The sequence below is a fragment of the Streptosporangium sp. NPDC002524 genome, from assembly GCF_040295985.1.
In the GTDB taxonomy this organism is placed as follows: Bacteria; Actinomycetota; Actinomycetes; order Streptosporangiales; family Streptosporangiaceae; genus Streptosporangium.
The window spans coordinates 1-20,544 of record NZ_JBEOWK010000035.1 but is presented as its reverse complement, the minus strand read 5'-3'; the positions used below and the strand labels follow the sequence as shown (position 1 = coordinate 20,544).

The following is a 20,544-nucleotide window of genomic DNA, read 5'->3' as shown; positions in this document are numbered from 1 at the left end:
CAGCGCGGACCAGTGCAGATCAGTGAGGTACGCCATGTGCCGGCACGAAACCCCGTGTCCCCCGGCCTACGCGCCCGGCAGGGAGGCCGCGAGGCCGATCGCCTCCCACCCCGAGCAGGGCTGGAGCCTGCTCTGCAACGGGGTGGTGCTCTTCGAGGACACCGGTGAGCTGCTGCCCGACGGCCGGGCGGTCCCGCCGCACCGCCCGGCCGTCACGGCTGTCGCGACCGTCAAGCCTGATCAGCCCGCGATGGCGGTCTCGGGGTCGTGCCCGTAGAGCCAGGCGCTCTGCCGCAGCGGGTCGCTTCCGGCCAGGGCCGCGTCGCGCTCCAGCTGGGCGGGCCCGTCGGGCAGGTGGTTCTGCACCTCGCGGCCCCGGCTCATCAGCTGCACCCGCGAGGCCCGGGGCCTGCGGATCTCCTCGTAGCGGGCCAGCGCCTTCGCCGCCGTCTCGCGGCTGGCGTCGCGCAGGCAGCTCGTGAGGACCACCGCGTCCTCGACCGCCTGGGCGGCGCCCTGGCCGAAGAAGGGCAGCATCGAGTGGGCGGCGTCGCCCATCAGGGCCACCCGTCCCGACGTCCAGCGCTCCAGGGGGGCGCGGTCGTACAGGGCCCAGCGCTTGGTCTCGGTGGCGGCGGCGATCAGCTGCCCCAGTCTGGGGTCCCAGGTCTCGAACTCGCGCTCCAGGTCCTCGATCCGCCCGTCGGCCGTCCACGACTCGACGCGCCACTCGCCCGCGGGCACGATCGCGACGACGTTGACCAGCTTCCTGTCCCTGATCGGGTAGTGGACGAAGTGGCGGCCGGGACCCAGCCAGAGCGTCTGCACCCGGCGCAGCGCCAGCTCCGGCGCCCGCTCGGCGTCGACCAGGCACCGGTAGGCGCACAGCCCGGAGAAGCGCGGCGGCTCCTCGTCGACGATCGCGGGCCGTACGGCCGAGTGGATGCCGTCCGCGCCGATCACCACGTCGGCGGTGACCGTCGTCTTCACGCCGCTGGCGCCGGTGAAGACCAGCTCGGTCTCGTCGTGGTCCTGCTGCAGCACCTCCAGCCGATGGCCGGTCCTGACCGCGTCCGCGGGCAGCGCCTCCAGCAGCATGTCGAGCAGGTCGGCCCGGTGCGCGACGTAGCAGTCGGTGCCGTACAGGCGCCGGCACTCCTCGCCCATCGGCTGGGAGGACAGCACCCGGCCGTCCTCCCAGCGCCGGAACTCCCAGGCGGTCTCCAGCGGCACGGCGAAGGACGCCAGCCGCTCGCCGAGCCCGGCCCGCACCAGGGGGCGGACCATGTTGGGGCCCACCACGATCCCCGCGCCGACCTCGCGCAGCTCGGCGGCCTGCTCGTACACGACGGCGTCGAGGCCGGCCTGCCGCATCAGCAGCGCGGTGGCCAGCCCGCCGAGGCCTCCTCCGACAATGGCGATCTTCACTCAGGGGTTCCTCTCGTCGGGCGGCGTCTCACCCCGCGGCACCGCGGTGCTCCTCGATGAGGTGTCTCATCAGCAGGTCCTCGCCGAAGTCGCCTGCGGGGTCGCGCCACACGCTGTGGGCGTGGTTGGCGTCGTCCTCGGTGTTGTCGAACTCGATCAACGTGACCGGGCCCTGGATCCGGTAGTAGTGGCCGAGCCCGTGGTCGTCGGCACCGGCCCACGCGAAGTGCAGGGCACCGTCACCGGCGGCGCGGACGCGGTCCATCTCGGCGGCCACCTGGCCGGGCCTGGCCCGGTCGAGGTAGCACTCCAGCAGCTCGTCGAACGCGCGCCGCTGCCCGGAGGTCAGGTCGGCGGCGGCGATCCCGCGCGGGTGCGACCTGATGTAGCGCAGGGCCTGCCGGTCGGCCTCGGTGATCATCGCGTCGCGGCGGCCGACCCCGTGCAGGTCGGGCAGCTCCACCTCGCCGATCCTCGGCACCGTACGGGTGACGAAGTCCGCCGGGGGCACCGGGTGGATGATCGCCCGCGCCCGCCGCCCGTCGTCCAGCGAGCGCAGCAGCGCGAACCCCAGGTCCTCCTCCTCGCCCAGCACCCGGTACGGGCCGAAGCGGGCCGGTTCCGAGCCGAGCAGGAACGGCGTCACCGCGAGGTGGTCCTGGTTGACGACCGTGAAGTTCAGCGACAGGTGGTGGCCGACCAGCCGCCACCCCCACACCGAGTCGGGGTTGGGCTGGCCGAAGAACGTCAGGAAGTACATCCCCGGGTTGCGGAACTCCCTGGCCACGTGCCCGAACCGTTCCAGGTTCAGCTCGCGCAGCACGTGCTCCAGCGAGATCACCTGCACCACCTGCGCGTACGCCCGCTCCGAGCAGCTCTGGGCGATCAGCCGGTGCGCCAGGACGCCCTGGTCGAAGCTCAGGTCCCGCAGCGGCACCCCGGCGCGTCCCGAGGCGGGCAGGAAGTTCCAGTTCGAGCGGTCCGGGTCGTCGAAGGGCAGCAGCGCGCGGGCCCGCTGCTCGCCGTCCAGGGCGTCGTACAGCGCCATCGCGGCGAAGGTGATCAGGGTGACGTTGAAGTCCCCGGGACGCTCCTCAAGGCCCGAGCGCGGTATCCGCCCGGCGGGGTCGCCGTGCCCATGAAGGGCGCCGTGCTCGTGAGGGGCGCCGTGCTCGTGAGGGGCGTCTTGTTCGTGAGGGGAGTCCCGCTCGTGGGAAGCGTGGCTGGAACGCGAGGTCTGCGGCATCGGTCAGCTCTCCGGCCACGCCACGATCGGGTTGCGTACCGCCCCCAGGCGGCCGACCTCCACCTCGACCACGTCCCCGGGGCCCAGGAAGCGCGCCGGGGTGCGCGCGTGTCCCACCCCGGCGGGAGTGCCGGTCGCCACCAGGTCGCCGGGGCGCAGCGTCATGGTCCGGCTCAGGTGCGCGAGCACCCGCCCGACCGGGAAGATCATGTCCTTGGTGTCGCCGTCCTGGACGACCTCGCCGTTGACCCGGGTCACCAGCCGGAGCCCGTCCGCCGGGTCGCCCACCTCGTCGGCGGTGACCACGGGGCCGATCGGCCCGCTGTGGTCGGAGTTCTTGCCGAGCGTCCACTGCGCGGTGAGCCGCTGCGCCCGGCGGGCGCTCAGGTCGTTGAAGGTCGCGTAGCCGAACACCCCCGCGAGCGCGGTCTCCTCGTCCACGCACCGCAGTTCCGTGCCGACCACCGCGACCAGCTCGACCTCCCAGTCCAGGCCCGGCTCGTCGGGCGGCACCGGGACCGGCGTCCCGCCGACCGCGAGCGACGCCGTCCACCGGCCGAAGATCGCCGGTGTCTCCGGGATGGGAAAACCGCCCTCGGCGGCGTGGTCCCGGTAGTTCAGCCCGACGCACACCACCCGCGCGGAACCGGTCACCGCCGGGGCCAGGTCCAGCTCGGCCGGTGTGTATCCGTACGACCCCGCCTCGCCGCCGGCGAGCTCGCGCGCCCGCGCGGTCCAGACGGGCAGGTCCCCGTAGAACTCGCCCACCTCGGTCAGCGGCGCCACCCGGTCATCACCGGTCAGTACGCCCACCCGGACCTGACGTTCATCCCGAAACCCGACAAACCTCATCGTTCACTCCCGACGTTCCCGGCAAGGGGAACCACAGCAGTCTCGAACGCACCTTAACGTCGCTCCAGACTCATCCGGAGATCTTTGTATATTTCGCCCCAAATCGATAGAGGGGGCTCGCCGTACCGGGGGGTCGCGGGGTTTGAACGCCTCAGCTGAGGAACTGTCGATGTATGGACGCACTCGCGCACGTCGACGCCTATTGGCGCGCGGCCAACTACCTGTCGGTCGGCCAGATATACCTGCTGGACAACCCGCTGCTGGCCGAGCCGCTGCGGGCCGAGCACATCAAGCCCCGGCTGCTGGGGCACTGGGGGACCACGCCGGGGCTGAACTTCTGCTTCGCCCACCTGAACCGGATCATCGCCGGACGCGACCAGGACATGATCTACATCGCCGGTCCGGGGCACGGCGGGCCCGCCGCGGTGGCGCACGCCTGGCTGGAAGGCTCCTATACCGAGAAATATCCGGACATCTCTCGTGACGGTGTAGGGATGCAAAAGTTGTTCCGGCAGTTCTCCTTCCCCGGCGGCATCCCCAGCCACGTGGCGCCCGAGACGCCCGGCTCGATCCACGAGGGCGGCGAGCTCGGCTACTCCCTGGCCCACGCGTACGGGGCCGCGTTCGACAACCCGGACCTGGTGGTGGCCTGTGTCATCGGCGACGGGGAGGCCGAGACCGGGCCGCTCGCGGCGAGCTGGCACAGCAACAAGTTCCACGCGCCCGGCCGCGACGGCGCCGTGCTGCCCATCCTGCACCTGAACGGCTACAAGATCGCCAACCCGACCGTGCTGGCCCGCATCCCCGAGGACGAGCTGGTCAAGCTCATGGAGGGATACGGATACCGCCCGCACCTCGTGTCCGGGGACGACCCCGGGGCCGTGCACCAGATCATGGCCGAGACCCTGGAGACGGTGTTCGACCAGATCGCCGAGGGCGGCCGGCCGCCGATGATCGTCCTGCGGACGCCGAAGGGGTGGACCGGGCCCAAGGAGGTCGACGGCCTGCCGGTGGAGGGCACCTGGCGCTCCCACCAGGTGCCGCTGTCAGGGGTGCGCGACAACCCCGAGCACCTGGCGATGCTGGAGGAGTGGATGCGCTCGTACCGGCCGGAGGAACTGTTCGACGACGAGGGGCGGCCGGTGGCCGAGGTCGTGGGGACGGTGCCCGAGGGGCCGCTGCGGATGAGCGCCAACCCGCACGCCAACGGCGGCGAGCTGCTGCGCCCGCTGGCGCTGCCCGACTTCCGCGAGCACGCGGTCGAGGTCAAATCGCCCGCCACCGCCACGACCGAGCCCACCCGGGTGCTGGGCGCGTTCCTGCGCGACGTCATCGCCGCCAACCCCGACAACTTCCGGCTGATGGGCCCCGACGAGACCGCCTCCAACCGGTTGTCGGCGGTCTTCGAGGCCACCGACCGGGCCTGGGACGCCGAGCTGCTGGAGACCGACGAGCACCTGGGGCAGGGCGGCCGGGTGATGGAGGTGCTCAGCGAGCACCTGTGCCAGGGCTGGCTGGAGGGCTATCTGCTGACCGGCCGCCACGGGCTGTTCAACTGCTACGAGGCGTTCATCCACATCATCGACGCGATGTTCAACCAGCACGCCAAGTGGCTGGAGTCCTCGCGCAAGATCCCCTGGCGCAGGCCGGTCGCCTCGCTGAACTACCTGCTCTCCTCGCACGTCTGGCGCCAGGACCACAACGGCTTCTCCCACCAGGACCCCGGCTTCCTGGACGTGGTGATGAACAAGAAGGCCGAGGTGGTACGGGTCTACCTGCCGCCGGACGCCAACACGCTGCTGTCGACGGCCGACCACTGCCTGCGCTCGCGCGACTACGTGAACGTGATCGTGGCCGGGAAGCAGCCGGTGCTGGACCTGCTGCCGATGGACGAGGCGATCGCGCACTGCACGCGGGGCCTGGGCGTGCTGGAGTGGGCCAGCACGGACGCCGGGACCGAACCGGACGTGGTGCTGGCCTGCGCGGGCGACGTGCCCACCCTGGAGACGCTGGCGGCGGCCGCCCTGCTGCGCGAGCACCTGCCCGAGCTGAGGGTCCGGGTCGTCAACGTGGTGGACCTGATGCGGCTGCAGCCGCCGACCGAGCACCCGCACGGCCTGGCGGACGCCGAGTTCGACGCGCTGTTCACCGCCGACCGGCCGGTCATCTTCAACTTCCACGGCTACCCGTGGCTGATCCACCGCCTGACCTACCGCCGCAGCGGCCACGCCAACATCCACGTGCGCGGCTACAAGGAGGAGGGCACCACGACCACGCCGTTCGACATGGCCATGCTCAACGACATCGACCGCTTCCACCTGGTGATGGATGTCGTCGACCGGGTCCCCGGGCTGGCCGAGCGGTCGGCGCACCTGCGCCAGCACATGGTCGACTCCCGGCTGCGGGCCCGCGCCCACACCCGCGAGTACGGCGAGGACCCGGCCGAGATCCGCGACTGGACCTGGCCGTCCTGACCCGACCCGGTCGTACTCGAAAGGGCCCGCCCGTACCCCTGTCCCGATCGCGGGGCAGGGGCCGCGATCGGGCCCGCCGCCGGGCCGCGCCGCTTCCCCGGGGAGGTCAGGGAAGAGATCGCGCACCCCCTCGTTTGACCTTCGCGGACGGGGTAAGGGAGACGTCGCCGCAGCTCAGAAGATCGGGGAGGGAAAAATGACCACGTTCGGATACTTCTTGTCGAGCGAGGAACACGGGCCGGCGGAGCTCGTACGGCAGGCCAAGCTCGCCGAGCGGGCGGGATTCGAGAGCCTGTGGATCTCCGACCACTTCCATCCCTGGCTGGACGCGCAGGGCCAGAGCCCGTTCGTCTGGTCGGTGATCGGCGCGGTGGCCGAGGCGACCTCGCTGCCCATCACCACCGCCGTCACCTGCCCGCTGGTCCGCACCCACCCGGCGATCGTCGCGCAGGCCGCCGCCACCAGCGCGGCGCTGTCCGGCGGCCGGTTCCGGCTCGGCGTCGGCACCGGCGAGGCCCTCAACGAGCACATCGTCGACTCGCGCTGGCCTCCGGCCTCCGAGCGGCTGGAGATGCTCGAGGAGGCGGTCGAGCTCATGCGGAAGCTGTGGAGCGGGAAGCTGGTGACCCACCGGGGAGAGCACTACCGCGTCGACACCGCCCGCCTCTACACCCTCCCCGACGAGCCGCCGCCCGTCTACATGTCCGCCTTCGGGGACAAGGCCGTGCAGCTGGCCGGGAAGATCGCCGACGGCTACATCTGCACCGCCCCGAACGCCGAGCTGGTGGAGAAGTTCCACAAGGCGGGCGGCGCGGGCAAGCCCTCCCAGGGCGGGCTGAAGGTCTGCCACGCCGCCGACGAGGCCACCGGCCGCAGGACCGCGCACCGGATCTGGCCGACCCAGGGCATCAAGGGCGAGGCCATGCAGCTGCTGCCGCTGCCCCGCCACTTCGAGGAGCTCGCCGAGATGGTGACCGAGGACGAGATCGGGGCCCCCTGCGGCCCCGACCCCGAGGTGCACCTCAAGGCGATCAAGGAGTACGTCGACGCGGGCTTCGACGAGGTCTACATCAGCCAGATCGGCCAGGAACAGGACGCCTTCTTCGACTTCTACGCCAAAGAGGTCCTGCCCCGGCTTCGCTGACACTCCCCGAGGAGAAGGATCATGAAAGCTCTCACCTGGCACGGAAGACGCGACGTACGGGTCGAGGAGGTCCCCGACCCGGTGCTCAAGGAGCCGAACGACGCGATCATCAGGGTCACCACCACCGCGATCTGCGGCTCGGACCTGCACCTGTACGAGGTCCTGGGGCCGTTCATGGGCGAGGGCGACATCCTGGGCCACGAGCCGATGGGCGTCGTGGAGGAGGTCGGCCCCGAGGTCACCGCCATCAAGCCGGGCGACAGGGTGGTCATCCCCTTCAACATCTCCTGCGGCCACTGCCACATGTGCGGCCTGAACCTCTTCGCCCAGTGCGAGACCACCCAGGTCCGCGAGCAGGGCATGGGCGCGGCCCTGTTCGGCTACACCAGGCTCTACGGCCAGGTCCCCGGCGGGCAGGCCGAGTACCTGCGGGTCCCGCAGGCGCAGTTCGGCCCGATCAAGGTGCCCGAGGGGCCGCCGGACGAGCGGTTCGTCTACCTGTCCGACGTGCTGCCCACCTCCTGGCAGGCGGTGGCGTACGCCGACATCCCCGACGGCGGGAGCGTCACCGTCTTCGGGCTCGGCCCGATCGGGCAGATGGCCTGCCGGATCGCCAGGCACCTCGGCTACCGGGTCATCGGCGTCGACGGGGTGCCCGAGCGGCTCGCGATGGCGCGCAGGCACGGCGCCGAGGTGCTCGACGCCTCGGTGACCGCCGACATCCCCGGGGCGGTCAGGGAGATGACCGGCGGGCGCGGCACCAACTCCGTGATCGACGCGGTCGGCATGGAGGCGCACGGCTCCCCGGTCGCCAAGTTCGCCCACGCCCTCACCGGCCTGCTGCCCGACGCGCTCGCCGCCCCGTTGATGTCCAGCGCGGGCGTCGACCGGCTGGCCGCGCTCAACCAGGCCGTCGACACGGTACGGCGCGGCGGGACGATCTCCGTCGTCGGCGTCTACGGCGGCATGGCCGACCCGATGCCGATGCTGAGGATGTTCGACAAGGGCGTCACCCTGCGGATGGGCCAGGCCCACGTCAAGCGCTGGATCGACGACCTGATGCCGCTGGTGACCGACGACTCCGACCCGCTCGGGGTCATGGACCTGGCCACCCACCGGCTCCCCCTCGACCGGGCGCCGCACGGCTACGAGATCTTCCAGAAGAAGAGGGACGGGGCCGTCAAGGTCCTGCTCAACCCCTGATCACACCGGATAGGCCGATAGAAGGAGAACCATGGACGCGATCGTTCTGCTCAAGGACGACCACAAGACCGTCGAGAAGCTGTTCAAGGAGTTCGAGGGCGCGGGCGAGCGGGCGTACAAGAAGAAGCGGGACCTCGTCGACCAGATCATCGAGGAGCTCACCGCCCACGCCCACATCGAGGAGCAGATCTTCTACCCGGCCGCCCGCGAGAGCGTTCCCGAGACCTCCGACCACGTCCTGGAGAGCGTCGAGGAGCACCACGTGGTGGTCTGGATGCTCTCCGAGCTGACCAAGCTCGACCCCGAGGACGAGCGGTTCGACGCCAAGGTCACGGTGCTGATCGAGAACGTCCGCCACCACGTCGAGGAGGAGGAGCAGGAGTGGTTCCCGCAGGTGCGGGAGGCGATGGGGCGCAAGAGGCTCCAGGAGCTCGGTGAGGAGATGGAGAAGGCCAAGGCCGATGCGCCGAGGGACCCGCTCGCCCTGAGCAGCGCCCGCGCCTGACCGGCCCGTCCCGGCATTCACGCACGGCCCCTCGCCGTCGCCGGGGAGCCTGTTCCTGGGGAACGGTTCCTGAAAAGCCGCCGAGGGAACACGTACGGGCCCCGGTCCCTTCGCAGGGACCGGGGCCCGCGTGCCGGGGGCCGCCCCGGGTGGTCTAGTGAAGCTGTTCGATCGGGGGCCGCCCCCCGGATGGTCTAGTGAAGCTGTTCGGTGACGAGGAAGGCGACCCCGCCACCCTCGTCGACGTCCGCGTCCAGCGACTTGTCGTCGAGCATGTCCACGACCTGCGGGTCGAGGAAGATTCGTGCCCCTTCCGACTCCACCACCCTGTCGGCGGACTCGGGGTGTTCCGCGATCGAGAGCACGAGCGATCCGGTGCCGTCGCTCTGGGACGAGATGCGAACCCCGGTGTCGGGGGAGTCCGTCACCTGCGAGCTGAGATCCCGGATTACCTGGGCTGCCGTGTCCGTCAATGTGAGCATTGCTACTCCTTGTCGGGATCGGGACTTGGATTCTTCGCCCTTGCCCGCTCTCATCCGGCCCAACCATCCCCGCGAACTTTCCCGCGCCCGATCGATCATGCGAACGCGCCGGGACCCTGGCGAAGCCCGGCGTGTCGTCACGACCCCACCGCCGGGCTCGGTTTCCCCCGTGAACCAGGACTGGTAAAGAGGCACCCCAGCTCTTCCCGCCGAACCGGAAACCCGGGTTTTCCCCTGAGCCGGAGGCCCGAATCCCTCCTCGAACCGAAGACCCTGCCTCTCCCCGAGCTAGAAGCCCAGGTCCTTCCTCGAACCGGAGACCCGGGCCCTCCGCCGGGCCGGGCCCCAAGCCTTCAGCCGGGTCAGGCTTCAAGCCCGGGGCTCAGGCCTTCCCGTCCAGCCGGTCGATGTGCTCGGCCGCCTTGCGCGCGGCGATCAGGACGGGGTCCCACACGGGGGCGAACGGGGGAGCGTACGACAGGTCGAGCCCCGACATCTCCTCCACCGTCATCTCGTGCCAGATGGCGACCGCCAGGGCGTCGATCCGCTTCGCCGCGCCCTCCTGGCCGACGATCTGGGCGCCCAGCAGGCGGCCCGTCCCCCGGTCGGCGATCGTCTTGATCTTCATCTTGCGGGCGCCGGGGTAGTAGCCGGCGCGCGTGGTGGACTCCACGATCCCGCCGACCGGCTCGAACCCGGCCTTCTCCGCCGCCGCGGTCGTGAGGCCGGTGCGCGCCACCTCGTACTCGCAGATCTTGGACACCGCGGTGCCCACCACGCCGGGGAAGGAGGCGTGCCCGCCGCCGATGTTGATGCCCGTGACGCGTCCCTGCTTGTTGGCGTGGGTGCCGAGCGCGATCGCGACCGGCCGCCGGGAGACCCGGTGGAAGGTCTCGACGCAGTCACCGGCGGCCCAGACGCCCTCCACCGGGGTCCGCATCCGCCGGTCGGTCACGATCCCCGAGGTCTCGCCGACCGGGATGCCCGCGGCCTCGGCCAGCGCGCTGTTCGGACGGGTGCCGAGCCCGAGGACGACCAGGTCGGCGGGGAGGGTCAGGTTCTCGGTGCGGACCGCCGACACCCGCCCATCGGTCTCCTCGAAGCCCTCCATGCGCTCGCCGAGGTGCACCTCCACGCCCAGATCGCGCAGGGCGTCGGCGACGAGGGCGCCCATGTCCGGGTCGAGCGTGCTCATCGGCTGTTCGGCGGCGTCGACGAGGGAGACCTCCAGCCCGCGCCGTACCAGCGCCTCGGCCATCTCCAGGCCGATGTAGCCACCGCCGACCACCACCGCCCTGCGCGGCTTGTCCTCCAGGGCGCGCAGCAGCGCGACGCCGTCGTCGAGGGTCTGCACGCCGTACACCCCCTCGGCGTCGGCCCCCGGCAGGTCCGGGCGGCCCGGCACGGCGCCGGTGGCGACCACGAGCTGGTCGAACGGCTCCCAGCTCGGGTTGCCGCCCCGGCCGTCGCGTACGGCCACCGCGCGCCGGTCCAGGTCGATCTCGACGACCTCGGCGCGCAGCCGCAGGTCGATGTCCAGCTCGTCGCGGAACACCTCCGGGCGCCGGCTGACCAGGGCCTCCACGTCGTCGACCTCCCCGCCGACGAGATAGGGGATCCCGCAGGCCGAGTAGGAGGCGTGCGCGCCCTTCTCGAAGGCGACGATCCGCAGGTCCTCCGGCCCGCGCCGTCGGCGGGCCTGGGAGGCCGCGCTCATCCCCGCGGCGTCGCCGCCGATCACCACCAGTCGTTCCGCCATCGTTCCCGTTCCCCCCTGTGGACCGCCGATGGTACGGCTTCCTCCACGGGACCCGCTCAAACGACCGGCACGCCACGCCGTACGCGCCCGCGGACTCCGGCGTACGGACACCCGCGCGGTCTTCCCTGTCACGTAGGACAAGACCCCCGTACAGCCCGGGACGGGATGCCCCTAGACCACCTCGAAGTCGGCCATCATCGCCATGTCCTCGTGTTCGAGGTTGTGGCAGTGCATCATGTAGCGCCCCCGGAAGCCCTCGAAGCGCACCAGGACCTCCACCACCTCGTACGGGCGGACGTCGACCGTGTCCTTCCAGCCGCCGTCCGTCGCCGCCGGGGCCCGGCCGTTGCGCGAGAGCACCTGGAAGTGGGCCAGGTGCACGTGCACGGGGTGGTGGAAGTCGCTGGTGAGGCGCCAGACCTCGGTGGTGCCGAGCCGGGGGCGGGCCAGCGGGCCGCCGGGCCGGAACGGCAGGCCGTTGATCGTCCAGGAGGCCTCGGGGCCCTGCCCGGTCCTGCGGAAGTCGAAGAGGCGCGAGGCGACGGCCGAGGACCTGACGGCCGGTTCGACCGCCGCCAGGCGCCCCGGCACCGCGCTGTCCTCCCTGGCCCGGCGCGTGACGCGGAAGCGCATCACGTCGCGTGCCCGGCCGGTGCCGAGGGTGTTCACCATGGTCACCTCGGTGCCGACCGGGTAGGCGGAGAAGTCGACGACCACGTCGAACCGCTCGGCGGGGGCCATCGTGATCGCCTCGTGCGCGACGGGGGCGGCCAGCAGCCCGGCGTCGCTGCCGACCTGCGTGAACCTGCCGCCGGGGGTCAGCTCCAGCCGGTAGCGGCGGGCGTTGGAGGCGTTGAGCAGCCGCAGCCGGTAGCGGGTGTTCGAGACCTCCAGCACCGGCCAGGGGGCGCCGTTGACCAGGATCACGTCACCCTCGACCCCCTCCATGTAGGCGGCCTCGACCCCGGCGCTCACCAGCAGGCTGGGATCGGCCGCCGGGTAGCGGAAGGAGCCGTCCTCCTCGAACGCGCGGTCGCAGATCATCAGCGGGACGTCCCGCTCGCCCCTGGGCAGTGGCAGCGCGTCGTCCTCGTCGTCCCCGATGATCATGAACCCGGCCAGCCCCCGCCAGACCTGCGGGCCGGTGAAGTCCATCCGGTGGTCGTGGTACCAAAGCGTGGCGGCCCGCTGGTCCAGCGGGTAGGCGTACTCCCTCGCCCCCTGGTGCAGCGTCCACTGCGACGGGTCCACCCGCATGCCGTGGTGGGAGTGGCCGCCGGGCGGGGGCCGGAAGCCCCGGCCCTCGGCCACCACCAGGTCGGTGGGATAGCCGTCGGAGCCGGCCGGGGTCACCCCGCCGTGCAGGTGCGTGGAGGTCGGCACGGGCAGCTCGTTGCGGACCCGGACCGTGACGGGGCTCGCGCGCCGCACCTGGAAGGTCGGCCCGGGGAAGGTGCCGTCGAACCCCCACACCTCGGTCGTCGTCCCCGGAACGATCTCCACCTTCGCGGGGCGCTGGACCACCTCGTAGTGTCCCGGCCGCGCGGGGCGCGCCACGGCGGGGATCGGCAGCGGGACGGTGAACGGCCTGGGCGGCGGCAGCGCGCTGGACAGGACCTGGCCCGCGGTCTCGGCCGACACCGCGCCGCATCCGGCCGCGGCGAGGCCCGTCACGCCGAGCGCGCCGCCCAGGAAACGCCTTCTGGAGATCACGCCGCGACCCTCCGCTGTCCCCGCCACGTCCAGGCGGTCATCGACACGGCCATGCCGAAGACGACCATCGCCAGCGGGATGTGCATCGCGACCTGGCGCTCCTGGCCGAGCACGATCTGGGCGTTCACCAGCACCAGCTGCAGCAGGCTCACCCCGAGCGGCCACAGCGGGCCGCGTCCCGGCCGCCACAGCGTGATCGCGGCGATGAGCTGCAGGCCCACCAGCGCCGTGGTGATCATGGCGCCGAGGTTGTGGTGGGCCAGCAGGTCCACCTGCCCGGTGACGAACATGCCGGCGATGACCGCCTGGCCGAGCACGGTCACCAGGTGCAGGGTGGCGGTGACCCGCAGGGACCAGACGATCCAGGCGGGCACGCGGGCCGGACCGGTCCGGGCGGGCACACCGGCCTGATCTGCTTGATCTGCCCGGTCCGCTTGATCTGCCGGGTCTGCCGGGTCTGCCGGGGCGGGCACGCGGGCCCGGCCGGTCGGAGCGGGTGGGGAACTCATGGACACCTCCGTCGGATTTCGGTGTCCAGGCTCCCGGCCCGGCGCGCGGGCGTCGTCACCCCGGAGAAGCGCCCGGCCGTACTTCCCCTGGTGTACGAGGGGCGGATCGCGCCCGGGCGTACGACCGGGGGAGTAGACGCCGGCCGGCGCGTGAGGGCTCTCGGACGTCGGCGGATCCGTTCGGAGGGCCGGGGGTGCCGCAGGCTTGACAAAAGGGCGGTATCAGGTGGTACAAAATCATAAGATGACGAACATATAGCCGCAATATTTCATCCACATGTCGCAAAGAACCGATCACCGTTGTTCCCCGCTGTCGTGGATGTGACGCCGGACGGACCCCTTCGGGGCCACGGAGCGGGTTGAGCTGCGCGGCAAGGTCGCGCGTACGGCGAGGTGAGGTCCGGCAATCACCTCCATCAGGGCACGAAGCCCACATCTCGGACCGCCATAACGCGTCATCCTCGCGATCCGGTATGACACCGATCCGCAAAGCGGATGTAAACACTTGCGAAAGCCGCCGTATGCTTGCGGGTATGACGCGGAGGCTTGCCGAGGTGGCCAAGAGGGTCGGGATGAGCGAGGCGACGGTCAGTCGCGTGCTCAACGGCAGGCGCGGCGTCTCCGAGTCGACCAGGGACGCGGTGCTGACGGCGCTCGACGCCCTCGGCTACGAGCGCCCGACCCGGCTGCACCGCGACCGCGCCCGCCTGATCGGCCTGGTCTTCCCCGACCTGCACAACCCGATCTTCCCCGCGTTCGCCGAGGTCGTCGGCGGGGCGCTCGCCCAGCAGGGGTTCACCTCCGTGCTGTGCACGCGCACCTCGGGCGGGCTGCAGGAGGCCGACTACGTCGACCTGATGCTGGCGCAGCACGTCTCGGGCGTGGTCTTCGCCGGAGGCGCGTACGCCGACGGGGACGCCTCGCACGAGCACTACGAGCGCATCCTGGAGCGGCGCCTGCCCGCCGTCCTGGTGAACGCCTCGGCCGGGCACCTCGGTTTCTCCCAGGTCTCCTGCGACGACGTCACCGCCGCCGAGATGGCGGCCGGCCACCTGCGCGCCCTCGGTCACGTGCGCGTCGGCATGCTCCTCGGGCCGCCCGACCACATGCCGTCGCGCCGCAAGCTGGAGACGTTCGCCGCCTACGCGCGGGCGCACGGCATGGACTTCCGCGAGCGTTTCGTCGAGCACGCCATGTTCTCGATGGAGGGCGGCCAGGCCGCCGCCGCCCGGCTGGTGCGGCGCGGCGTCACCGGCCTGATCTGCGGCAGCGACCTGCTCGCGCTCGGCGCGGTGCGCGCCGCCCGGCGCGAGGGGCTGGCGGTGCCGCGCGACGTCTCGGTGATCGGGTACGACGACTCGGCCATGATGAACCGGACCGACCCGCCGCTGACCACGGTGCGCCAGCCGATCGAGGCGATGGGCCGCGCGGCCGTGGACCTGCTGGTCGCCCAGATCGACACCGCGGCCCTGCCGGGGGGCGAGCTCTTGTTCGACCCCGAGCTCGTGGTCCGCGCCTCCACCGCCCCGGCGGCCCCCAGAGCCGTACCGGCCTGACCGTCCCGCGACCGTCCCGCGACCGTTTCGAAGTCGCTCCGGGGTCGCTTCAGGGTGCTTGAAAGTCGCTCCGGCGCGGCCTCGACACCGCCCTGCTGCGGCCTCGGCGCCGGGCCGATCGCCCCGGCCCGGCGTTCTCCCGGGTCCGGATCTCCTCCTGTTTCCCCAGTTCAGGGTGTCCTAAGGCGGTCCCGGCTACCGGCCGGGCCCGTTTCCGCGCCCGTCTCCGAACCCGCGCCCCGGAGCCGTCCCGCCCCCCGATCTCCTGTCTCCCCGGCGATCGTCCCTAAAAATTTCGACAGGAAGATGACGTCATCATGCATCTTCCTGCAAGTGGATGACTCCACTCCGTGTCATGTGCGTGTAGCCCCAGGTGGGAAGGGGTTCCCGCGTGCGGCGGAGGTGTTTCCGGGAGATGGCCGATCGATCACTGTCACTTTTTTGCATCTGAATTGACGGGCTCTTGCTACTTCCTGCACGCCTCTATATGTTTCTCGCAACCGACCCGCCAAGGAGTGCCTCGGATGAAATCCCCCAAGCTCTCGATGCTGCTCGCCGCAGCCATCGCGCTCACCGCCGCCGGGTGCGGCAACGACGACAGCGGATCACAGGCCGCGGAAACCAAGCCGAGTGCCGCCGGGGCCGACGCTCCGGTCACGATCTCCGTCGGCTGTCAGCCGCCGAAGAGCAACCCGCTGGAGCGGACCGCCTGGGACGAGGACGTGGCAGCGTTCAAGAAGCTGCACCCGCACATCACGATCGACAGCAAGGACGCCTTCCCCTGCATCAACCCGGACACCTTCCAGGCGAAGCTGGCCGGTGGCTCGATGGAGGACGTCTTCTACGTTTACTTCACCGACATCAAGAAGATCATCGCCGCGGGCCAGGCCGCCGACATCACCCCCTACGTCGGCGACATCAAGCTGCTGAACGACATCCGGCCCGACGTCCTCGCCACCTTCAAGGAGGGCGAGAAGCTCTACGGCCTGCCCAGGAACAACTACTCCATGGGCCTGGTCTACAACCGCAAGCTCTTCACCCAGGCCGGCCTCGACCCCGCCGCACCGCCCAAGACCTGGGCCGAGGTGCAGGAGGCCGCCAAGAAGATCAGCGCCCTCGGTCCCGGGCACGTCGGTTTCGGCGAGTACAGCGCCGGCAACACCGGCGGCTGGCACTTCGCCGCCTCCCTCTACGGGCGCGGCGGCGAGATGGTCACCCCCGACGGCAAGGCCGCGGCCTTCAACAGCCCCGAGGGCAAGGCCGTCCTGGAGAACCTCAAGACCATGCGCTGGACCAACAACAGCATGGGCACCAAGCAGCTCCTCCAGTGGGAGGACCTGATGCGGATGATGGGCGGCGGCAAGCTCGGCATGATGATCGGCGCCCCCGACGTCGTCCAGGCCGTCAACAACGACTTCAAGGGCAAGTTCGAGGACTACGGGGTCACCGCCCTGCCCGAGGCCAAGGCCTCGCTCAGCGGCGGCGACGGCTACATGATCAACCCCAAGGCCACGCCCGAGAAGATCAAGGCCGCCATGCTGTGGCTGAACTTCCACGAGCTGACCCCCGGCCAGGGCCAGTTCAACTACGCCCGCAGCAAGCAGCAGGGCCGTCCCGTCGGCCTGCCGATCCCCGACCTGTACGGCGACACCGCGCCGGGCAAGGAGATCGTCGAGCTGCGCAAGGCGAACGCCACCGTTCCCGTGGAGAACTTCACCCCCTTCGTGGAGGGTTCCGCGGCCATCCAGAACAAGCTTGAGCCGCCGAAGTCGCAGGAGCTCTACGCGATCCTCGACGTGGCCATGTCGGCGGTGCTGACCAGGCAGGACGCCGACATCGACAAGCTCCTCGCCGACGCCGAGGCCAAGGCGAACAAGGTGCTGGCGAAGTCGAGCTGACCTTCTGACACCCGGGGTGCCGGCCCGTCGGCCGGCACCCCGACACTCATGTTGATATCGGGAGTCAACCGATGACCACTATGACCGTGAAAGGTCCCCGGCGGCGAAAGCCAGGAGCGTTCCGGCGAGGGCTGCGGCGCAACCTGACCGCCTACGGGTTCCTGTGCGCGGCGCTGATCTGTTTCGCCTTCTTCTCCTGGTACCCCATGGTGAGGGAGGTCCTGCTCAGCTTCCAGCAGACGAACTTCGTCGACGACCCCACCTGGGTCGGCCTGGACAACTTCCGTACCGTCACGGAGGACTCGGCGTTCGTCGACGCGTGGCTCAACACCCTCGCCTTCACCGGCCTGGCGCTCGTGTTCGGCTACGTCGTCCCGTTCGTCGCGGCGATCGTCCTGAACGAGCTGCGGCACGCGCGGGCCTACCTGCGGTTCATCGTCTACCTCCCGGTGATGCTGCCGCCCGCCGTCGGGGTGCTGCTGTTCAAGTGGTTCTACGACCCGGGCGCCGGCCTGTTCAACCAGATCCTGGAGCTGGCGCACCTGCCGGCCCTGAGCTGGCTCGACTCCACCGACACCGCGCTGATCTCCCTCGTCATCGTCTCCACCTGGATGAACCTGGGAACCGGCACGCTGATCTACCTCGCCGCGCTGCAGAGCATCCCCAGCGAGCTGTACGAGGCCGCCGAGCTGGACGGCGCCGGGCTCTTCAAGCGGGTCTGGCACGTGACGATCCCGCAGACCAGGCTCATCCTGCTGGTCATGCTGCTGCTCCAGATCGTGGCGACCATGCAGGTCTTCATCGAGCCGTACCTGCTCACCGGCGGCGGCCCGGAGAACGCGACGCTCACCGTCGCCTACCTCATGTACCAGTACGCCTTCAACTTCGGCGACTTCGGCGCCGGAGGCGCGCTCGGGCTGATGCTCATGGTCGTGCTGATGGTGTTCTCCGCCTTCTACCTGCGCCTGTCGCGGGACAACCAGAGCTAAGGAGGCAGCTGAGCCGATGTCGAACCTCACCGTTCAACCAAGTCGCCCGGCTCCCGCCCGGCCGCCGGAGCGGGGCTCCGCGAAGAAGTCCGGACGGCCGCGCAAGGCCAAGGAGCCGACCAGGGAGTTCCGGAGCCTGGTCTCCCCGCACACCCTCACCACCCCGCACGGGCGGTGGATCTACCGCATCGTGCTGACCGCGGTGGTGCTCCTGTTCACCGCCGTGTTCGTGTTCCCGCTCTACTGGATGGTCACCGGCGCGCTCAAGACCTCCGAGGAGCTCGCCCAGATCCCGCCGAGCTTCTTCCCCTCGTCGTTCGACTTCGGGGTGTACGCCGAGGCGTGGGACCAGCTGGAGCTGGGGACCTTCCTCACCAACACCGTCATCTACGCCGGCGGCGCCTGGCTGTTCACGCTCGCCATCGACGTCTCGGCCGCCTACGCGCTGTCGAAGCTGCGGCCGGTGCTGGGCAACGTGGTCCTGGGCCTGATGCTGGCCACGCTGATGATCCCGCCGATGGTGATCCTGCTGCCCGCCTACCTGACGGTCAAGGACATGCCGATCTTCGGCTGGGACCTGCTGAACACCCCCTGGGTGATCTGGCTGCCCGCCGCGGCCAACGGGTTCTTCATCTTCCTGCTCAAGCGTTTCTTCGACTCGATCCCCAGGGAACTGCTGGAGGCCGCCCAGATCGACGGCGCCTCCCCGGCACGCATCCTGTGGTCGATCGTGCTGCCCGTCTCCCGGCCGATCCTCGGAGTGGTGTCCATCCTCTCCGTGGTCAACGTCTGGAAGGACTTCGTCTGGCCGCTGCTGGTGCTGCCGGACGGCGAGAAGATGACGATCAGCGTGGGCATCGCCTCGCTCTCGGCGCAGATGCCGCAGAACGTGCTGATCGCCGCGCTGGTGATCGCGAGCATCCCGACGATGATCGTCTTCTTCATCTTCCAGCGCAGCATCATGGCCGGCCTCACCGCCGGCAGCCTCAAGGGCTGACCTCGTCACCCACCGACAACTACTAAGGAGTTGTTCCAGCATGTCCGAAACGTGGTGGCGGGGAGCCGCGATCTACCAGGTCTACCTCCGGAGCTTCGCCGACGGCAACGGCGACGGCGTCGGCGACCTCGCGGGACTCCGCGCGCGCCTGCCGTACCTCTCCGACCTGGGCGTCGGCGCGATCTGGCTCAACCCCTGGTACCCGTCGCCGATGGCCGACGGTGGGTACGACGTGGCCGACTACCGTGACATCGAGCCATCGTTCGGCACGCTCGCCGAGGCGGAGGAGTTCATCGCCGAGGCGCATGCCCTGGGTATCAAGACGATCACCGACATCGTCCCCAACCACGGCTCCGACCGGCAGAAGTGGTTCCTGCAGGCGCTGGAGGCCGGACCGGGCTCCGCCGAGCGGGAGCGCTTCCACTTCCGCGCCGGGCGGGGGGAGAACGGCGAGCTGCCGCCCAACGACTGGAAGTCGATCTTCGGTGGCCCCGCGTGGACCCGGATCGCCGACGGCGAGTGGTACCTGCACCTGTTCGCCCCCGAGCAGCCCGACTTCAACTGGGACAACCCGGAGGTCGTCGAGGAGTTCCACGACGTGCTGCGGTTCTGGTTCGACCGGGGCGTGGACGGCATCCGGATCGACTCGGCCGCCCTGCTGGTCAAGGACATGGACAGCCTGGGAGGCGAGGAGGCCTACACCGACCTCGACGGCGTCCACGAGATCTACCGCGGCTGGCGCAGGGTGGCCGAGGAGTACGACGACCGCATCCTGATCGGCGAGGTGTGGCTGCCCGACCAGGAGCGGTTCGCCCAGTACCTGCGCCCCGACGAGATGCACACCGCGTTCAACTTCGACTTTCTGGCGTGCACCTGGGAGGCGGTCGCGCTGCGCTGCTCGATCGACCTCACCCTGGCCACGCACATCCCGCTGGGCGCGCCCCCCACCTGGGTATTGTCCAACCACGACGTGACCCGCCCGGTGACCAAGTACGGCAGGGCCGACACCTCCTTCAGCCACGCCGACCGCAAGCACGGCATGCCCTCCGACCCGGTGCTGGGCGAGCGCAGGGCGCGGGCGGCCGCGCTGCTGGCGATGGCGCTGCCCGGCGGCCTGTACGTCTACCAGGGCGAGGAGCTGGGGCTGCCGGAGGTCGAGGACATCGCCGACGAGCTGCGCCAGGACCCGATCTGGATCCGCTCGGGCCGCACCGACCACGGCCGCGACGGCTGCCGGGTGCCGCTGCCGTGGTCGGGTGACGAGCCGCCGTTCGGGTTCGGGGCCGGGCCGACGTGGCTGCCGCAGCCGCTGGAGTGGAAGGCGCTGACCGCCGAGGCGCAGGCCGCCAACCCGACGTCCATGTTCACCCTCTACCGCACCGGGCTGCACCTGCGCCGCGAGCTGCTCGGCGACGGCACGCTGACCTGGCTGAGCGGCGCGCAGGACGAGGTGCTGGCCTTCCGCAGGGAGTCGGGCCTGGTCTGCGTGGTCAACCTCGGCCAGGAGCCGGTCTCCCTGCCCGAGCACGAGTCTGTCCTGCTGGCCAGCGGCCCGCTGGAGGGGAACCTGCTCCCCTCCGACACCGCCGTCTGGCTCCGTACGGCCTGACCCTCCCGGGAAATCCCCGACTCGGGGCCGCCGGTGTCCCGGCGGTCCTGGGCGCCCCTGACCGGCCGGACCCCGTCCGGCCGGATACGAGTTCAGGAGTTCACCGTGGCGCTCATCCAGCCCGATCCCACCTTCTACCCCTCGGCCCGCGAGGCCATGGCGGCCCCGAAGGAGGAGCTC

At 70.7% G+C, this 20,544-nt stretch carries 17 protein-coding genes; 10 read left to right on the top strand and 7 right to left on the bottom strand.

Annotated features, from left to right (window positions below; translation table 11 throughout):
• Positions 1-34 precede the first annotated feature (34 nt).
• Complete coding sequence (locus ABT053_RS38650) at positions 35-277, top strand: DUF5999 family protein (protein ID WP_350976177.1); 243 nt, start codon at positions 35-37, stop codon at positions 275-277.
• Here ABT053_RS38650 and ABT053_RS38645 read toward each other — a convergent pair.
• From ABT053_RS38645 to ABT053_RS38635, 3 genes are read right to left on the bottom strand one after another with little or no spacing between them, the layout of a single operon-like run.
• Entirely contained in the window at positions 241-1,428 is a 1,188-nt protein-coding gene (locus ABT053_RS38645) for an FAD-dependent monooxygenase (RefSeq protein ID WP_350976175.1), read from the bottom strand. The genes ABT053_RS38650 and ABT053_RS38645 overlap by 37 nt on opposite strands.
• Before the next feature lie 28 nt (positions 1,429-1,456).
• Positions 1,457-2,674: a DUF3500 domain-containing protein gene (locus ABT053_RS38640; RefSeq protein WP_350976174.1), complete on the bottom strand. Its 1,218-nt coding sequence runs from the start codon at positions 2,672-2,674 to the stop codon at positions 1,457-1,459.
• Between the two features lie 3 nt (positions 2,675-2,677).
• Positions 2,678-3,487, bottom strand: a complete 810-nt coding sequence (locus tag ABT053_RS38635) for a fumarylacetoacetate hydrolase family protein (RefSeq protein WP_350976172.1) — start codon at positions 3,485-3,487, stop codon at positions 2,678-2,680.
• A 212-nt stretch (positions 3,488-3,699) separates the two neighbouring features.
• On the opposite strand from ABT053_RS38635, the gene ABT053_RS38630 reads away from it, so the two are divergent.
• The 4 genes from ABT053_RS38630 to ABT053_RS38615 all read left to right on the top strand — a co-directional run bounded on the left by ABT053_RS38630 (position 3,700) and on the right by ABT053_RS38615 (position 8,852).
• Entirely contained in the window at positions 3,700-6,000 is a 2,301-nt protein-coding gene (locus tag ABT053_RS38630; protein ID WP_350976170.1) for a phosphoketolase family protein, read from the top strand.
• Between the two features lie 196 nt (positions 6,001-6,196).
• The gene (locus ABT053_RS38625) at positions 6,197-7,144 is read left to right on the top strand and encodes a TIGR03557 family F420-dependent LLM class oxidoreductase (RefSeq protein WP_350976168.1); all 948 of its coding nucleotides are present in this window, start codon (positions 6,197-6,199) and stop codon (positions 7,142-7,144) included.
• Positions 7,145-7,165: 21 nt separating this feature from the next.
• Positions 7,166-8,347 (top strand): zinc-dependent alcohol dehydrogenase, encoded by a 1,182-nt coding sequence (locus ABT053_RS38620; protein WP_350976166.1) that lies wholly within the window; start codon positions 7,166-7,168, stop codon positions 8,345-8,347.
• Positions 8,348-8,378: 31 nt separating this feature from the next.
• The gene (locus tag ABT053_RS38615; protein ID WP_350976164.1) at positions 8,379-8,852 is read left to right on the top strand and encodes a hemerythrin domain-containing protein; all 474 of its coding nucleotides are present in this window, start codon (positions 8,379-8,381) and stop codon (positions 8,850-8,852) included.
• Between the two features lie 194 nt (positions 8,853-9,046).
• Here ABT053_RS38615 and ABT053_RS38610 read toward each other — a convergent pair whose 3' ends face one another.
• From ABT053_RS38610 to ABT053_RS38595, 4 genes are all read right to left on the bottom strand, one after another.
• Positions 9,047-9,334 (bottom strand): Fe-S cluster assembly protein HesB, encoded by a 288-nt coding sequence (locus ABT053_RS38610; RefSeq protein WP_350976162.1) that lies wholly within the window; start codon positions 9,332-9,334, stop codon positions 9,047-9,049.
• 382 nt (positions 9,335-9,716) lie between these two features.
• Positions 9,717-11,093: an FAD-dependent oxidoreductase gene (locus ABT053_RS38605; RefSeq protein ID WP_350976160.1), complete on the bottom strand. Its 1,377-nt coding sequence runs from the start codon at positions 11,091-11,093 to the stop codon at positions 9,717-9,719.
• A 171-nt stretch (positions 11,094-11,264) separates the two neighbouring features.
• The gene (locus ABT053_RS38600) at positions 11,265-12,806 is read right to left on the bottom strand and encodes a multicopper oxidase family protein (protein WP_350976159.1); all 1,542 of its coding nucleotides are present in this window, start codon (positions 12,804-12,806) and stop codon (positions 11,265-11,267) included.
• The gene (locus ABT053_RS38595) at positions 12,803-13,207 is read right to left on the bottom strand and encodes a hypothetical protein (RefSeq protein WP_350976157.1); all 405 of its coding nucleotides are present in this window, start codon (positions 13,205-13,207) and stop codon (positions 12,803-12,805) included. The genes ABT053_RS38600 and ABT053_RS38595 overlap by 4 nt, the downstream gene beginning before the upstream one ends.
• 581 nt (positions 13,208-13,788) lie before the next feature.
• Between ABT053_RS38595 and ABT053_RS38590 the strand changes: the two genes are divergently transcribed.
• The 5 genes from ABT053_RS38590 (at position 13,789) to ABT053_RS38570 (ending at position 20,364) form a co-directional block, all read left to right on the top strand.
• A complete protein-coding gene (locus ABT053_RS38590; RefSeq protein ID WP_502991966.1) occupies positions 13,789-14,871 on the top strand; it encodes a LacI family DNA-binding transcriptional regulator in 1,083 nt (360 codons plus the stop codon).
• A 524-nt stretch (positions 14,872-15,395) separates the two neighbouring features.
• On the top strand, positions 15,396-16,769 hold the full coding sequence (locus ABT053_RS38585) for an ABC transporter substrate-binding protein (RefSeq protein WP_350976154.1): 1,374 nt from the start codon (positions 15,396-15,398) through the stop codon (positions 16,767-16,769).
• 71 nt (positions 16,770-16,840) lie between these two features.
• Complete coding sequence (locus ABT053_RS38580) at positions 16,841-17,758, top strand: carbohydrate ABC transporter permease (protein ID WP_350976152.1); 918 nt, start codon at positions 16,841-16,843, stop codon at positions 17,756-17,758.
• Positions 17,759-17,774: 16 nt separating this feature from the next.
• On the top strand, positions 17,775-18,755 hold the full coding sequence (locus ABT053_RS38575; RefSeq protein WP_350976151.1) for a carbohydrate ABC transporter permease: 981 nt from the start codon (positions 17,775-17,777) through the stop codon (positions 18,753-18,755).
• Between the two features lie 40 nt (positions 18,756-18,795).
• Complete coding sequence (locus ABT053_RS38570; protein WP_350976150.1) at positions 18,796-20,364, top strand: glycoside hydrolase family 13 protein; 1,569 nt, start codon at positions 18,796-18,798, stop codon at positions 20,362-20,364.
• The last annotated feature ends 180 nt before the right edge of the window (positions 20,365-20,544 follow it).

Excerpts from the sequence above, each read along its gene's own strand:
- ABT053_RS38650 (WP_350976177.1), top strand. The coding sequence starts at position 35 with ATGTGCCGGCACGAAACCCCGTGTCCCCCGGCCTACGCGCCCGGCAGG.
- ABT053_RS38640 (WP_350976174.1), bottom strand. The coding sequence starts at position 2,674 with ATGCCGCAGACCTCGCGTTCCAGCCACGCTTCCCACGAGCGGGACTCC.
- ABT053_RS38630 (WP_350976170.1), top strand. The coding sequence starts at position 3,700 with ATGGACGCACTCGCGCACGTCGACGCCTATTGGCGCGCGGCCAACTAC.
- ABT053_RS38625 (WP_350976168.1), top strand. The coding sequence starts at position 6,197 with ATGACCACGTTCGGATACTTCTTGTCGAGCGAGGAACACGGGCCGGCG.
- ABT053_RS38620 (WP_350976166.1), top strand. The coding sequence starts at position 7,166 with ATGAAAGCTCTCACCTGGCACGGAAGACGCGACGTACGGGTCGAGGAG.
- ABT053_RS38615 (WP_350976164.1), top strand. The coding sequence starts at position 8,379 with ATGGACGCGATCGTTCTGCTCAAGGACGACCACAAGACCGTCGAGAAG.
- ABT053_RS38610 (WP_350976162.1), bottom strand. The coding sequence starts at position 9,334 with ATGCTCACATTGACGGACACGGCAGCCCAGGTAATCCGGGATCTCAGC.
- ABT053_RS38605 (WP_350976160.1), bottom strand. The coding sequence starts at position 11,093 with ATGGCGGAACGACTGGTGGTGATCGGCGGCGACGCCGCGGGGATGAGC.
- ABT053_RS38590 (WP_502991966.1), top strand. The coding sequence starts at position 13,789 with ATGACACCGATCCGCAAAGCGGATGTAAACACTTGCGAAAGCCGCCGT.
- ABT053_RS38585 (WP_350976154.1), top strand. The coding sequence starts at position 15,396 with ATGAAATCCCCCAAGCTCTCGATGCTGCTCGCCGCAGCCATCGCGCTC.
- ABT053_RS38580 (WP_350976152.1), top strand. The coding sequence starts at position 16,841 with ATGACCACTATGACCGTGAAAGGTCCCCGGCGGCGAAAGCCAGGAGCG.
- ABT053_RS38575 (WP_350976151.1), top strand. The coding sequence starts at position 17,775 with ATGTCGAACCTCACCGTTCAACCAAGTCGCCCGGCTCCCGCCCGGCCG.
- ABT053_RS38570 (WP_350976150.1), top strand. The coding sequence starts at position 18,796 with ATGTCCGAAACGTGGTGGCGGGGAGCCGCGATCTACCAGGTCTACCTC.